14 protein-coding genes are annotated in these 15148 nt (G+C 63.1%); 8 read left to right on the top strand and 6 right to left on the bottom strand.

All coding sequences use genetic code 11. The features are described from left to right. Positions 1-28: 28 nt before the first annotated feature. Positions 29-712, top strand: a complete 684-nt coding sequence (locus C0J29_RS30185; protein ID WP_242460705.1) for an LOG family protein — start codon at positions 29-31, stop codon at positions 710-712. Between the two features lie 13 nt (positions 713-725). On the opposite strand, the gene C0J29_RS31605 is transcribed toward C0J29_RS30185, so the two are convergent. Continuing rightward, positions 726-1136, bottom strand: coding sequence for a hypothetical protein (locus tag C0J29_RS31605; protein WP_120795122.1), 411 nt, complete (start codon positions 1134-1136; stop codon positions 726-728). A 232-nt stretch (positions 1137-1368) separates the two neighbouring features. Between C0J29_RS31605 and C0J29_RS31600 the strand changes: the two genes are divergently transcribed. From C0J29_RS31600 to C0J29_RS34930, 4 genes are all read left to right on the top strand, one after another. After that, positions 1369-1575 (top strand): heavy-metal-associated domain-containing protein, encoded by a 207-nt coding sequence (locus C0J29_RS31600; RefSeq protein ID WP_084023244.1) that lies wholly within the window; start codon positions 1369-1371, stop codon positions 1573-1575. Between the two features lie 42 nt (positions 1576-1617). After that, positions 1618-3867, top strand: a complete 2250-nt coding sequence (locus C0J29_RS31595) for a heavy metal translocating P-type ATPase (RefSeq protein WP_084023242.1) — start codon at positions 1618-1620, stop codon at positions 3865-3867. 143 nt (positions 3868-4010) lie between these two features. Beyond that, positions 4011-5153: a threonine synthase gene (locus C0J29_RS31590; RefSeq protein ID WP_236725524.1), complete on the top strand. Its 1143-nt coding sequence runs from the start codon at positions 4011-4013 to the stop codon at positions 5151-5153. 138 nt (positions 5154-5291) lie between these two features. Further along, positions 5292-5567 (top strand): Mtp family mycobacterial-type pilin, encoded by a 276-nt coding sequence (locus C0J29_RS34930; protein WP_482808824.1) that lies wholly within the window; start codon positions 5292-5294, stop codon positions 5565-5567. A 43-nt stretch (positions 5568-5610) separates the two neighbouring features. Here the strand turns inward: C0J29_RS34930 and C0J29_RS34925 are convergent, their stop codons facing one another. Then, positions 5611-6198, bottom strand: coding sequence for a class I SAM-dependent methyltransferase (locus C0J29_RS34925; RefSeq protein ID WP_084023238.1), 588 nt, complete (start codon positions 6196-6198; stop codon positions 5611-5613). Between the two features lie 177 nt (positions 6199-6375). Here C0J29_RS34925 and C0J29_RS31575 point away from each other — a divergent pair, with 177 nt between their 5' ends. Beyond that, the gene (locus tag C0J29_RS31575; protein WP_084023236.1) at positions 6376-7083 is read left to right on the top strand and encodes a DUF305 domain-containing protein; all 708 of its coding nucleotides are present in this window, start codon (positions 6376-6378) and stop codon (positions 7081-7083) included. A gap of 112 nt (positions 7084-7195) precedes the next feature. On the opposite strand, the gene C0J29_RS31570 is transcribed toward C0J29_RS31575, so the two are convergent. The 3 genes from C0J29_RS31570 to C0J29_RS31560 all read right to left on the bottom strand — a co-directional run bounded on the left by C0J29_RS31570 (position 7196) and on the right by C0J29_RS31560 (position 11559). After that, the gene (locus tag C0J29_RS31570; RefSeq protein ID WP_084023234.1) at positions 7196-9175 is read right to left on the bottom strand and encodes a serine/threonine-protein kinase PknD; all 1980 of its coding nucleotides are present in this window, start codon (positions 9173-9175) and stop codon (positions 7196-7198) included. A 17-nt stretch (positions 9176-9192) separates the two neighbouring features. Beyond that, entirely contained in the window at positions 9193-10299 is a 1107-nt protein-coding gene (gene pstS / locus C0J29_RS31565; RefSeq protein WP_084023232.1) for a phosphate ABC transporter substrate-binding protein PstS, read from the bottom strand. Between the two features lie 357 nt (positions 10300-10656). Further along, a complete protein-coding gene (locus C0J29_RS31560; protein ID WP_084023230.1) occupies positions 10657-11559 on the bottom strand; it encodes a sterol desaturase family protein in 903 nt (300 codons plus the stop codon). An 86-nt stretch (positions 11560-11645) separates the two neighbouring features. Between C0J29_RS31560 and C0J29_RS31555 the strand changes: the two genes are divergently transcribed. Next, a complete protein-coding gene (locus tag C0J29_RS31555) occupies positions 11646-12395 on the top strand; it encodes a helix-turn-helix transcriptional regulator (RefSeq protein ID WP_120795121.1) in 750 nt (249 codons plus the stop codon). Between the two features lie 470 nt (positions 12396-12865). Continuing rightward, positions 12866-13795, top strand: a complete 930-nt coding sequence (locus C0J29_RS31550) for an alpha/beta fold hydrolase (RefSeq protein WP_120795120.1) — start codon at positions 12866-12868, stop codon at positions 13793-13795. Between the two features lie 287 nt (positions 13796-14082). Here the strand turns inward: C0J29_RS31550 and C0J29_RS31545 are convergent, their stop codons facing one another. Then, positions 14083-14925, bottom strand: a complete 843-nt coding sequence (locus tag C0J29_RS31545; RefSeq protein ID WP_084023226.1) for a carbonic anhydrase — start codon at positions 14923-14925, stop codon at positions 14083-14085. Positions 14926-15148: the final 223 nt, after the last annotated feature.

The following is a 15148-nucleotide window of genomic DNA, read 5'->3' as shown; positions in this document are numbered from 1 at the left end:
TTGCGTCCCCGCGACATGCGACGAGGAGTTGCTGTCCTGCCTGGGGCCGGGCTTTCCGCCGCTGTCGGGCAGCGATCCCGGCCGGGTCGCCAGGATCCGCGACGAGGTGGCGCATGGTTTTGCGGCCCTAGCGGATGTCACCCATGCCGTGTCGTTCTTTGGTTCCGCGCGGACGCCGCCGGATCATCAGCACTACAAGATGGCGCGCACGCTGGCCGCACACTTAGGCAGCTTGGGGTTTGACATCATTACCGGCGGGGGGCCGGGGATCATGGAGGCCGCGAATCGGGGCGCCCGCGACGCCGGCGTGCGGTCTATAGGCCTTGTCATCGAGCTGCCTTACGAGCAGCGGCCTAACCCGTTCATCGACCTCTCACTTCAGTTCAATTACTTCTTCGTGCGCAAGTTGATGTTCGTCCGCTATGCCTCGGCGTTCGTAGTTCTTCCGGGCGGCTTCGGCACACTTGACGAGCTTTTCGAGGCCCTGACGCTGATACAGACTCAGAAGATACGCAACTTCCCTGTCGTACTTGCGTGTTCGGACCACTGGACCGGGTTGGAACGTTGGATTCGTGACCGGCTGTTGGACACGGGACTGGTGTCGGGTGCCGACGTCGACTTGCTCGTGATCGCCGATGATCCGGGGGAGATCGGCGAGTTGGTGAAGCGATGGCGCCGACGACAGTTGGAGACTTACCGGCCATCTCGGTGAGGGGATGTCGGCGCTAACGACCGAAGGCCCAGGACGAGATGTCAGACATCCGCACGCGGAGCTGGTCGTGTGAATACACTTCGCCGCCGCTGCGGCGGTAGGTAACCCGCGATAGGTGCATGTACTCGTGAAGTTCGCCACCATTGGGGCAGTTCGGACAGTTGCCGTCGGTCAAGGTCTGTCGGCTGTGGTCCGCACCGACCGTCTGAAGGTAGCCAAGAACCTTCTGGTCGAAATGCCAGCAGGGCTCGATGACACCCGTCACAGTTCCTCCTGGCAGGTGCAGAGTCACATCGACGTCTGCGCCGGGTGTGTGTGGGTTGGACTCGATTGCGTTGATGATCAGGTGAAGTGAGCGGTCGATGGTCCCTGTCGCGAATGGCGTTGCGGGCGCGGTCACGGTATCGGACTTGCCTACCGGCATCTGCTGGTCCCTTCGTAGCCGGGTCGATGGTGCATGTATGCGGGCGGTAAAACCGGGTATTCGATAGTTCTCGGGCGGTAAAACCGGGTATTCGATAGTTCTACCGCATGCCACAGCCACGACACCGATTTGGGGAGCAAGCCGGGCCGCACGTCTTGATCAACTGTTGATTACCCTAGGGGGGTATGGTAGACAGAGATTACCAAGCGTTAGCTACAGATTGGAGAGCGGGATGAGCACCTTGACCGTCACCGTTTCTGGGATGACCTGCGGGCACTGCGTTTCTTCTGTCCGTGAGGGAGTCGGCAATATCCCTGATGTCACGGCAGTGGACGTGGAGCTCGGCAGCGGCAAAGTGACCATCGACAGCGATGGCGTGATCGAGCTTGATGCGGTCAAGAACGCGGTGGAAGAGGCCGGCTATCAGCTGGTCCGCTGAAACAGCCCGTACCACTTCAACTGATTCAACTGAAGGAAAATCATGGACTCCGCCACGGAAACCACCCGTCATCTTGAGCTGCGGATCGGTGGGATGACGTGTGCGTCGTGCGCGGCTCGGATTGAGAAGAAGCTCAACAAGATCGACGGTGTCAGCGCTTCGGTCAACTATGCCACCGAGCGGGCTCACGTCGACTACGTCGGCGACGTCGCACCCGATCAGTTGGTGGCGACGGTGGCGCAGGCGGGCTATACCGCGGAAGCGGCCAGTCAGGGTTCAGCGGCTATGAACCACGAGGCTTCCCCGCCGGTCGCAGAAACCGATCCGGCGGCGGCGATAAGGCAACGGCTGCTGGTTTCACTGGTGTTGACCGTGCCGGTGCTTGCGATGGCCATGGTGCCCGCCCTGCAGTTCGCCAATTGGCAGTGGCTCTCGCTGACGCTGGCCGCGCCGGTGGTGGTGTGGGGAGGTCTGCCATTCCACAAGGCCGCCTGGGTGAATTTGCGGCATCGCACCGCCACCATGGACACCCTGATCTCGATGGGCACGATCGCCGCCTTGGGTTGGTCGGTCTACGCGTTGTTCTGGGGCACGGCCGGTATGGCGGGCATGAGGCACCAATTCGAGCTGACGATCTCCCGTAGCGATGGCACCAGCAACATTTATCTGGAGGCCGCCGCAGGCGTCACCACCTTCATCCTTGCCGGCCGGTTTTTCGAGGTCCGCTCCAAGCGGCGGGCCGGTGCGGCGCTGCGGGCGCTGCTAGAGCTCGGCGCCAAGGTGGTCGCGGTGCGCAGAGACGGTGTCGAGCACCGCATCCCGATTGAGCAGCTCGCTGTTGGTGACGAATTCGTGGTGCGCCCTGGTGAGAAGGTGGCTACCGATGGCCTGGTGATCGAGGGCTCCTCGGCGGTGGATGCCTCCATGCTCACCGGGGAGTCGGTGCCGGTTGAAGTAAGCCCCGGAGATCAGGTAGTGGGCGCCACCGTCAACGTCGGCGGACGAATAGTGGTGCGCGCCAACCGGATCGGTGCAGATACTCAGTTAGCGCAGATGGCGAGGCTGGTCGAAGAGGCGCAATCGGGCAAAGCGCAGGCGCAGCGGTTGGCGGATCGCATATCGGGGATCTTCGTGCCGATCGTGATTGCGCTGTCGCTGGCGACACTTGGGTTCTGGATCGTGACAACCGGATCCATCGCCGCAGCTTTCACTGCGGCGGTGGCGGTGCTGATCATCGCATGCCCGTGTGCCCTGGGTCTGGCCACGCCGACCGCCTTGATGGTCGGCACCGGCCGTGGGGCCCAACTCGGGATTTTGATCAAGGGACCCGAGGTGCTGGAGTCGACACGGCGAATCGACACCATCGTGCTCGACAAGACCGGTACCGTCACCACCGGCAACATGGCCCTGCTGGATGTGATCGCTGCGCGCGATGAACAACCCGCTGAGGTGCTGCGGTTGGCGGGCGCGCTGGAGGACTCTTCTGAGCACCCGATCGGCAGGGCGATCGCCCGGGCAGCCCGTGAGAAAATCGGCCAGTTACCCAGCGTCGAGGGTTTCGCCAACCGGGAAGGGTTGGGCGTGCAGGGAATCGTCGAGGGTCACGCTATGACAGTGGGCCGGCGACTCCTGGCGGATCGCTCGCAGCAGCTACCGGACAGCCTCACCGGGTCGTTGGGTCAGGCCGAGTCGGAAGGCAAGACCGCGGTCGTGGTCAGCTGGGATGACACGGCCAGGGGAATCCTGGTGGTGGCGGATTCGGTCAAGCCGACGTCGCACGAGGCCGTCGAGCGGCTGCGAGCGCTGGGTTTGACCCCGATCATGCTGACTGGCGACAACACGGACGCGGCCCGTGCGATCGCCGGGCAGGTGGGCATCGACCAGGTCATCGCCGAAGTGCTGCCGCAGGACAAGATGGAAGTTGTACGGCGGCTGCAGGCCGAGGGCAAAGTGGTGGCCATGGTCGGTGACGGTGTCAACGACGCCGCGGCCCTGGCGCAGGCCGATTTGGGGCTTGCGATGGGGACCGGCACCGACGTCGCGATCGAGGCCAGCGATCTGACACTGGTCAGCGGAGACCTGCGCTCGGTGCCCGCCGCCATCGAGCTCTCGCGTAAGACGTTGGCGACGATCAAAGGCAACCTGTTCTGGGCATTCGCCTACAACATCGCCGCTTTGCCGCTGGCAGCCGCCGGCCTGCTCAACCCCATGCTGGCGGGTGCGGCTATGGCGTTCTCCTCGGTATTCGTGCTGACCAACAGCCTCCGGCTCCGCACCTTCAAACCGAACTGATACGACAGAGCTGACGCCGAACAGCCGACCCCGACATGAACGCCCGGTATCTCGGATTGCTCCGTTGCCCCCGCTGTGGCGAGGAAGCACCGGAAGATAGAGCCGCCTTCGGCTGTTCGAATTGCGCACGCGTTGGCATCGGAGTGAATCTGACCCCGGTCTATGCGATCAAGGCCGGCCCTCTGCCGTGGAAGGCGTCGCAGGCAGGAATCTTCGGATACCGCGATCTGCTGCCACTGGCGCCAGGGGACTCTCCGGTGACCTTGGGCGAAGGTCAGACGCCCCTCGTTCCGTTGAAACGGCTAGGGCCCCGGCTTGGACTACACGGGCTTCTGCTCAAAGACGAAGCCCACAATCCGACGTGGTCATTCAAAGACAGGCTGGCCGCCGCGGCCGTCACCAAGGCAGCGGCGTCGGGAGCATCGACCGTCATCGTCTCATCGACGGGAAACCACGGCGCGGCAGTGGCCGCCTACGCAGCCGCAGCAGGGCTTCGGTGCGTCGTCCTCACGGTGTCATCGATACCCCGCGAGATGAGCATTCTCATCCGAGCCTATGGCGCTCGCCTCGTCGCGTACGAGAAAGGCCCGGACCGGTGGTCGGTACTGCGCCAAGCGGTCGAGGCGTTCGGCTGGACCCCGATCTCCGGGGCAGTGACGCCGCCGATCGGTTCCAACCCGTTCGGGGTGGAAGGATACAAGACGATCGCCTATGAGCTGTGGGGACAACTCGGAGAGCCGCCCGACGTGGTCGTCGTCCCGACCGCCTACGGGGACGGACTGTCTGGAATTCGCCGGGGTTTTGCCGACCTGATCGCTCTCGGCCTGGCCACCCGCATGCCCCGGTTGGTCGCGGTCGATCCGTTTGGAGCCTACGCGCACGGGCTCCACGCCCCACCGGGGCATCAGCCAACGGTGCCCACTCGTCCGTCCGTCGCGTTCTCGGTCGCCGCGCGGGTAGCCACCTATCAAGGCTTGGAGGCGATCCGGGCCACCCAGGGGACCGCCGTAGCAGAACCGAGCGACGACGCGATTGTCCGTATGCAGCTCGAATTGGCCTCCGCTGAGGGCGTTTACGCAGAAGGCGCCTCCGTGTTGGCGGTACTTGCCGCTCAACAGCTCGCTTCCCGACGTTGGATCGATGCTGACGAGAGCGTCGTTTTGCTGTCTACGTCGTCAGGTCTGAAAGATCCCCGCTCCACGGCGGGCCACCTGCCCGAACTACCGGTTCTGGCACCGACCTTGACAGCCCTCGAGGCGGCGCTGCCGCCAGGCATGTGCACATGACCCGCAAATTCACGTGGGCGCGTCGGTGCCCTGACGGGGCATCCGGGGTCCGGACCTAATCCCGGTGTCACGGCCCGGCCGGGCATCTGGTTGGGGACCGCGCCGATGTTTCGCCGGCCACTATGTGGGTAACGCTTGATGATGAAGCGAAGGATGGCGATTGCTGCTGCTGCCGTCGCAGTCACGACGAGCTTGGGCGCGGGTGGATTGGTCAGCACCGCCAGCGCCGAGGCACAACCGGGACCGATGCCGACTGATCAGTGGTGCCCCGGGGCCTATTGGAATCCCATGTGGGGATCGAACTGGGACTGGCGGCACTGCCACGACTCATTCAACGGCGGCGGCGGACATGGTGAAGGAGGACATGGTGGCGGCGGCAATGGCGGCGGTGGAAACGGTGGCGGGCGACACTGATCCCCTGACCCTCGAGCATCGGCCCTCGAGCCGAGACCAGAGTTCAAGCGGAGGGGGCGGTCAGATCACGGGGGCATTCGGCCGTGACGTAGCACAGTCGCGACACACGACCGGTTGCCACGGTGGAAAATCCCGTCTCGGCCATCATCGCGCGAAGGCTGTTGAAGAGGTCGTGCATCTCCGCTCGGCCATGCGCCGCGCTGACAACACGCTCGAGCAGTCGGGTCCGCGGTGGACAGACATCAGCGATGCACGCCCGTCCGCCCGGCCGCAAAACCCGGAGCGCCTCCTGTATCCCCGCGACACGATGCTCCGGCGCAATGTGGTGGAAGGTCAAACTTGAAACGACCACGTCGAACGACGCATCGGCGAAGGGCAGATTCTGAGCTCGCGCTGGGTAAAACGTGCAGTTGGGCGGCGCGTGTGCCGCCGCATAGTCTAGGAACGGAGGTGACGGATCGATTCCCACCACCAGTCCCGAAGGACCCACAACCGGAGCGATTCGGCGAGCAAAATACCCCGTGCCGCAACCGATTTCGAGTACCTTTTGACGTGGCCGAGCGCCGGATGCTGCGACGAGATGGTCCCATATACGGGACCGCTGGCCGAAATACCAAGCGTCCGACAACATTTCGTACGCCCTTGGCGAAATGCCGTCGGAACGTCGATCGCGGCGGGGCGCAGATTCGGTACTGGTTGCATTAAGACCTCCTTGGCCGCAGGGGCGCTTACCGTGCCTGCTACCGTCTACCCGTATTAGGTATATAGAAACGACTCGCTCTTAATTCTCGAAAGGAAGTCATCCCTGATGGTGCAACGATCGCTGACGGCCTCCGCGGCTGCGGTCATAGCGTTACTGACCTTGACCGCATGCGGCGGCTCCGGCAACCAGGCCGGTTCTGGTACGACGCCGGCCGGCTCATCGAGCGTATCGAGTTCGCCGGCGGGTGCCCAGGCGCACAATGATCACGACGTCATGTTCGCCCAGCACATGATTCCCCATCATCAGCAAGCCATCCAGATGAGCGACATCATCCTTGGCAAGCAAGGCATTGATCCTCGCGTGATCGACCTGGCCAACCAGATCAAGGCGGCGCAAGGACCGGAAATCCAACAGCTACAGACGTGGCTCAGCCAATGGGGACAGCCGACAACCCCGGGCGGCATGGCTCCCTCGTCCACGATGCCTGGGATGCCCGGGATGCCCGGGATGCCGAGCCAGAGCGGGATGCCCGGGATGCCGAGCCAGAGCGGAATGCCCGGCATGCCCGGGATGGGCGGGATGGACGGGATGATGTCAGACCAAGACATGCAGGCCCTGCGAGACGCGCAAGGTGTCGACGCCGGCAAGTTGTTCCTCAACCAAATGATTCAGCATCATCAGGGCGCGATCAGCATGGCTCAAAACGAAATCAAGTCAGGTCAGTACTCTGCTGCTACTGCGATGGCGCAGTCGATTGTCAACACCCAGCAGAAGGAGATCACCACGATGCAGACAATTCTGGGCTCCCTATAGCGAACTTCGTTGTGATCGCGGCGTTCGCCCGGAGCCGGCTCAGGGATTCGCCATCGGTGGATAGTTGCGAACTTCCAGCAGGCGATCCTGCAGTGGATAGCGGGAACCGCGGCTAATTCGCTGCCAGCTGCACCACTCTGCCGTTGCCGTTGTCGGCGACGAATACCTGCTTGCGGGAGGAGTCGACCGCCACGCCCACGGGATGGCCGCCAGCGAACGGCAGTACCTTCGGAGCGCTCGATCCGGAATCCAGCTTGACCACTTTGCCGGTCTCGTGGTCGGTGACATAGACGGCGCCGGCGGTGTCTACCGCGATACCCGAGGGCGCGGTAAGTCCGGTGAAGGGCAACTCCGTCGGAGTGCTTGAGCCGGCGTTGAGCTTCAGCACCCTGTCATTGTCCGAGTCGGTGACATAGACGGTCCCCGACGGGTCTATCGCGACACCATCTGGATGGTTGAGGCCGGTGAACGGCAGATCAATCTGAGTGTCAGATCTGGGATCAAACTTCACCACCCGGTTGTTGCCGCGGTCTGCGACATATATGTTGCCGGTGGCATCGACCCCCACGCCCTGCGGGTACGTCAAGCCGGTGAACGGCAGCACGGTTTGCGTACTGGATCCGGCAGCCAGCTTGACCACCCTGTTGTTGAAGTCGGCGACGTAGACGGTGCCGTTGGCGTCTACCGCTAGCCCCTGCGGTTGGTAAAGGCCGGTAAACGGCAGCACGGTCGGAGTGGACGATCCGGCAGCCAATTTGACCACCCGCCCGTACATGCTCTGGCTGGTGATGTACACGCTGCCGGTATCGTCCAGCGCGACCCCGCCCGGGGAGAGGGCAAAGCCGAGTCCGGTCATCGGCAGCACTGTCTGCCCGGGCGCTGATGCCGCTGGTTGCGGCTTGGGCTTGAGCAGATGTCCAGCGACGATGACGGCGACGATCACCACTAGAGCGGCGGCGCCGATCAAGACCCACATGCGGCTGCGTCGAGGTTTCGCCCGTTCCCCGGGTGTTGGGGCAAGGCCGGGTGGGCCAGTATGGCTGGCGAAGGGTGGGACATGGGGTCGGCCGCGCCAGCTGGCAGTGTCGGCGGGTGGCGGTGCCCACCCGCTCTGGGTCGCGGGCGAACTTGACATCGCTGACCACGGCCTGGCCTGGGTGACAGAGTCGGCTGCGGCTGGGCCGGCACCGCTCGACAGGATCGTTTGTTCGCCGCGCTGCGCTATCGCGGCCGCCTGGTTCTGCTCGGCTGTCGTCAGGGCGTTGTGGGCTGCCGCAGCCAGTTCACCGGCGCTGCGAAAACGTTCCTCGGGGTTTTTTGCCATTCCTCTGGCGATCACCTGGTCGAGACCCGCCGGAACTATGCCCGGCCGCAGTTGGCTGGGCCGCGGAGCGGGCTCCATGAGATGCGCGCCGATCACCCTCTCGATGCTGCTGCCGGGGTAAGGAGGTGACCCGGTCAAGCACTCGGCCAACACACATGCGAGCGAATAGATATCGGCGCGAAAGTCAACTTTGTCGCCGGAAAATCGCTCCGGAGCCATGTAGTTGTAGGTTCCCAGCGCCATTCCGGTGTGGGTCAGCCCCGGATCGGTTGCGGCACGGGCGATGCCGAAGTCCACCAGGTAGGCGAAGTCGTCGACGCCGATGATGATGTTCTCCGGTTTGACGTCGCGGTGCGTGACCCCGCCGGCGTGTGCGGCGTCCAGCGCGGCGGCGACCTGCCGCACGATGGCCACCGCTCGCGCCGGTATCAGCGGACCGTAGGCCGCCAACATGCGGCGCAAAGAAATACCGTCTATCAGCCGCATGTCCAGGTACAGCTGCCCGTCGATCTCGCCGTAATCGTGGATCGGGACCACATGCGGTTCGGTCAGCCGTCCCGCGGCGTCCGCCTCGCGCTGCATCCGCTCGCGAAACACCGGGTCGGCCGAGAATTGCTCTGAGATCAACTTCAGCGCCACCACCCGGCGTTTACGAGTGTCCTCGGCCTCATAGACCTCGCCCATCCCGCCGCGGCCGAGCAGTCGCATCAGCCGATAAGGCCCGACAAGCGAGCCTGTCCTCGGCCCGGGCTCACCGACACCTGCCATCGAACTCCTTCATGTGATTAAGAGATAGCGTTGACCGCGGTTGCCAGCCGCGCCTGGAGCCCGCTGGGCGGTGTGATGGATCCATACTGCGCCAGGCCCTCTTGTCCCGGACCGATAACCGCCTGCATAAATGCCCTGACAGCGGTGCCTGTCGCGGACTCCGGATACTTCGAACAGACGATTTCATACGTTGGCTCTACGATCGGGTATGCGCCGGGCTGTGTCGGCTTGGCGAAAGATGACGTATCCAACACCAGATCATTGCCCTGTCCCACAATTCTGGCTCCTGCGATCGTCTTGGCGACTGACTCGGGAGTGATCGATACGGGATCGGGACCTGCTGAGGTGATGAGCTGGGCGACGTTCAGTTGTTTACCCAGCGCGAATGACCACGCTGTGTAGGTGATCGACCCGTCGGTAGTCTGCAGGGCCGCCGTCACCCCATTGTCTCCGTCGGCGCCAGTACCGACGCCCCCTTCAAACGTCTCTCCGTCGTCTTTGCCCCAGGTGCCGTTGGATGCGGCAATAAGGTATTGCTGGAAGTTGGCCGAGCTACTGGACTCGTCATTGCGGAAGATGACCCGAATGGGGGATGAGGGCAGGCTGGTGCCTGCATTGAGCGCCCTGACTGCAGGGTCGTCCCACTTGCTGATGGTGCCGTTGAAGATCTTGGCCAGTGTGGGCGCGTCCAGCTTCAGCGAACTCACGCCGTTGATGTGGTAAGTGACCGCTATCGGCTGAAACAGTGCCGGCAGTTCCCAGGCCGGGGACGCGCACCGTGCCGCCGCCTTGTTGGTTTCACCTCTGGCCGGGTCCAACGGCACACCAGACCCGGCGAAATCCGTTTCGCTCTTGATGAACTGCTCGACGCCGGCGCCAGAGCCGTTCGCCTCGTAGTCCAGGGTGTAGCCAGGGCACGCGTGCGCGTAGGCGTTGACGAATTGTTGTATCGCGTTTGCCTGTGCGGTCGCGCCGCTGGCATTGAGTTCCGCCTTCCCGCCGCAGTCCACTTTCGCTGACGGTCCTGAGGACGGGGCGGAGGTATTCGTTTTGCTGCCACAACCCGATAACACCAGCGTGCCAATGACCAGCAGGCTCAGGATGTCGGTTCGGGTGACTTTCACAGAACTCCTCTGAAAGAAAGAAGGGATCAACACATCTACTTTGCCACCGTTTGCGAGCAACGCGGTGGGAGTTCAGGCAAAGCCGCGGGAGTTTGCGCCTGTCACGCCGGATAGAACCGCTGCATCGCGCCGCGACGATTTTGCCCGTCGCTACGCGATGGGCAGGAGTCCGGCTGTGGCCATTCGCTGCCGCCCACAACCTGTGGTCAATGCCGGGATCGGACGTTCCACCTCACCGTACGTTGCAAGAGAAACAAGGATCCGTAACTGAGGGCACGGACGCGTGCGAGTTGTTAGCGGAGCCTCCGTAACCGGTAGCGGCCAGGCGATCCCAGCGACAGCGCGTTCGGCAACTCGCTAAGCTGCCCTCGAGGTGCGCCGGGTTGCCGTCGGCCGGTCGTCGAAGTGACATGCGCCCCTCGCGCGAAACGGCTCGATCAGCTGGGCGAGGTACGCCGCGGGGTAATTGGGCTTCGCGGCCATGCCGAGGTCTTCGGTACGAAACCGGCGGCGGGGGTCGTACGAGTAGGTGCGCAGGGCGTGATCCCAGGTCAGGGTGAACAGCCCGAAGTTGACGTCACCCGCGCCAGCCCATTTCAGGTGGTGAAATCGGTGGCCTTCATTGAGCGCCAGCACCGAACGCATCGGGCCGATACGGTAGTCGGCGTTGGAGTGTTGCAGCAGCAACTGCACCGCGATGCATACCGCCAGCGCTTCGGCCACCGACGACGGCATCCCCATGGCAAATAACGGCGCTGTGCCTGCTGCTAATTCAAGCGCACCGTGCGCGGGATGCTTCATCAGGCCGTTGAAGCCGTAGAATCGCTTCACGCTGTGATGTACCGCATGCAGTCGCCACAGCCAGCCCACTCTGTGACTGATCATGTGCACCAGCGTGATGCCGAGATCGGCTACCGCCACCGCCAGAAGCACTTGCAGCGCGAACGGCGTTGATACCGGCCACCAGCGGTGAAACGGGCTTAGCAGCGCCGTCACCGGAATGATTAGCACAGTCACCAGCATTGCGGTCTCGTTGATGAAGGCGTGTGTCGCGTCGCGTCGCGCATCGCCAAAAGAGTGATTCCACTCCCGGGCGTAGGGCAGAACGCGCTCCATGGCAAACGATAAACCGATTGCCGCGGTGATCAGCGCAACCATCCACAGGCCGGCCCACGGTGTACGGGCTACCGCGATCGCGACACCGTTGATTCCGACGAGCATGAGCGGCACGTATCCGTACCGCGCCAACCATTCGACCATGCAAATAGTCTCCAGGGTCGGCCGTCGCTGAGGCATGTACAGATCCGTCGACCTGCACGGCTGTGCACTAATAGATACTCGAGTACGTGACGTGGTCTGGCACGGCGGTCATCGAGCCGGGCCGCCTCATTTTCGGCGGACAGTTGGGCGCCGCGCACATGCATGCCCACGCCGCTGTTCAGATCGCCGCAACCACTTCGGGTGCTATCACCTTCGTCGACGCCGAAGGCCGAAGGGCACGGGGGATCGCCGGGGTCATCCCGGCTGGCGCTTCCCACGCTCTCGATGCCGGTCCCGCTACCGGGATGATGATCTACCTCGAGCCCACCAGCGCTACTGGTCGGCGGCTGGCCGCGCTGTTGGCTCCTGGTGCTCGTGAGGATGCGCGAGCATGGTTGGCAGCCGCCAGGCGGGTTGCCAATCCGACTGGGCAACAAAATCTTTGCCTAGCAGCCAGCACGGTACTCGAGCAACTTTGCGGTGCCGATTCGGTATCGTCGCGTGCCGGTGCACCGCACTCCTGCGTTCTTGAGGCGATTGATCTTCTGCCTGACCTGCTGTGCGGGCCAGTACGACTCACCGACGTGGCGCGTGCGGTGAACTTATCGGCTGACCGGCTGGGCCGTCTGTTCGCCCGCGACGTCGGCCTGTCATTTCCCGCCTATGTGCGATGGGCGCGGCTCATCCGGACGATGGAAGTGGCCCGCCATGGGGGCACCCTGACCGCCGCGGCCCACGCCGCTGGATTCAGTGACAGCTCGCACGCCAACCGGGCATTTCACGAGATGTTCGGCATCGCTCCGTCCGTCGCGTATAACAGCGTGCGCCTGCAGTGATCGGATTCCGTCGTCTGTCCGCGGCCCATAACCCGCGCCAGCGCGCCGACGACCCTGATGCTTGACGGTGCCGACTCAGCAAGAAATGAAACGACAGGCGGCCGACCCACCTGCGCCGTGACGTTTCGCCAGATGGTAACGATGGATGGTTGTTTGTCGGGTGAGCAACCGCTGCGGAGATTCCATCCGCTGTCGGGCGCAACTGACGGCGGCGGCTAGTCCATGTCACTGAATCACCCAGTGCCGAGGTCGGATCAGTTTGATCCGGACTCGGTGGTTTGGCGAGCCACCGACGCGCGTGTCGACATCGCATGCATTCGGCAAAGGCGCGGGGGCACCTGTGTGGTCGGTGAAAGTTGGCGCACGTCAAGGTCGGTGACGGTGCCGATGTGCTGGACCGACCGGATCATCGACACTAACTGCGTCGTATTAGACTGGGCGCCAAGCGGTCTCTCGCACAACGCGGGTGCGTGAAAGTGACAACCGGCGACATGCCCTTGAACGAGAGTGGAAAAAAGTTGCCGACCCAAACCACCACGCCGGTATACCTCGGCGACCGAGTCATCCGTACTCGTGTGCTTGGTCAGGGACCCACGGTGGTCCTCGAAGCCGGCGGGGCAGGTGAAGCAACGACGGACGCTTTCGGCGGTTCTTTGGAACAGTGGGTTGCCTCCTTTGCCACCGTCTTGACCTACGACCGCGCTGGCAGTGGTGGTTCGGATGGTCCGCCCCGACGCAGCGTTGCCGAAATGGCCGACGATCTCGATGCAGTAATCCAGCAGCTACATTGCGTCACGCCGGCGGTCGTGGTGGGGTGGTCGTCGGGCGGTTTGGTTGCTCAGATGTTCGCCTTACGCCATCCAGAAAAAGTCGCCGGGTTGGTGTTGCTCGATCCGTCCGCGCCGGTCACAGAATCTCGACTGCTTGAGTTGCTGGGGATGGCGATGGGGGCCGGAGGGCTTTTCGTCATGGGGACTGCCCAACTGCTAAGGCTTTTCAGTACAGGCATCGGCCGACGGTTGGTGCGACATCTGGCTCCCAACGATGTCACGAAGTCGAATCTGCGCTGGCTGTACCGCTATCTCGACAATCATCCTTGGGCGGGATTGCAGACCGCACGGCTTGTGCCGCGTCATGCTCGCTATCTGCGGGAAATGAAGGGAGCACTCGAACGTATGCCGTTGCCGGATGTGCCGGTGCGGATAATTGTGCCGCGGTCGCCGACCCGTCGGCGCGCCGCGTTTGTGAAAATGGACGCCGCCAATCGTGCTCTGGTCAAACGGTTTCCCAGAGGCGAACTGATATTCGCGGACGGCACAAGCCACTCGTGGCTGCCGGTCGAACGCCCCGATGTCATTGTTGGGGCGATCCGTGACGTGCTGAGAGCCGGTTCAGATTAGGTTCCGCCGGCAGGAAGCAGCGCGTCCGTGTCCAGGGCAACCAGACTGCATCGGTTGCAATTGCGTTGGCTGGCAACGTAACACGGTGTAAAGCTTCTTAGCGGTGCGGCTTGTTCCCGTTGAGTGGTTTTGTGCTGTGGGTCGATTGGCCCACCGCCGGGTGTGATGCGTGGCACTGAGTGCCACACTCGAAGACTGAGGGGGGTGCGCCTGTCACGTCGGTGAACCACCGCAGCGTGCCTTTTCGTCGTGCCGGTTTGGACACGAATAACATCCTCAGAGAGCGGTCAAGCCTTCCCTGATAGTTCGGAAGCCCTGTAGCGGGCGGGATCGGCGTCGTAGCTGTCAAGGCAAATCTGAGAGCAGAAATACTGGCTGTTCCCGTCGACGTCGCGGTGCCCAGCGGCCCGATTGATCACCAGCTCCATTCCGCACACCGGGTCGGTCGTGGTGGTGACTGCGTGCTCATTATTGCCCAAGTGCCAGCGAACAGGTTGCGGTTGGGTGACACCGTAGTCGTGCGCCGTCGCATCTGTGCGAGCCCGGCGCGCCGGATCGCGAGTGGGCGGCCGCAAACGCCGCGTCTCGACCTCCCAAACCCAGCCGCTGATAGTCACGTCGGCGGAGATGAGCGGATGGCTTTCAAAGACTTCGATCGTCTTCAACAGCGTCTCGTCGACATCATCCATCATCCCGAGCCACTTAGCGAAACCGCCATTGTCCAGCTTCAATTCCGGCAGTGTCGGATCGACGATGGGCGCATCGGTGTCGATACCCTTGGCCCTGAAGTAGGCCTCGATGTCTCTGGCGTTTGCCGACAACATTCCACACTGGGTGTGTTGGACGATGACAATCTCGGTGGTACCGAAAAAGTTCGTCGAGAGCATCGCTGATCGGATCGCGTCTTCGGTGACTATTCCGCCCGCGTTGCGGAAGCAGTGCGCATCCCCGTGTGCGACAGGCGAATCGACTTCGATGCCCAGTGCTTCATTAATCGGAAGGCGCTCGTCCATGCACGTCAGCACCCACAGTCTGCGGTCCGTGGGGCCGAAACGGCCGAAGCGGCGGCGCTTGGCCCAGTGCTCGTATTCGATGACTTTGGCGGTCAGCTCATCCTTCAAGGTGGCCATGGTGACCTCGTTCTTCGTTTGCTACGAATTCGTCGGCTTGCGATGCTGATCACCTACCCGAGGCGGAATCGCATCGACAGTAACGTCTCAACCTATGCGGTGGCGTGACAGACGATCTAGGGCACAAAGACCTCACCTCCGGCAGCTCGGGTCTGCCCGACAGCGTCCTGGCTTTGGTTTCCGCAGCTCAAGAGCCAGGCCACACGGCGCCGCGTGGTGTCGA

The organism is Mycobacterium paragordonae (assembly GCF_003614435.1).
GTDB lineage: Bacteria > Actinomycetota > Actinomycetes > Mycobacteriales > Mycobacteriaceae > Mycobacterium > Mycobacterium paragordonae.
The sequence above is the reverse complement of the archived record's forward strand: the minus strand, read 5'-3'. Positions and strand labels throughout refer to the sequence as shown.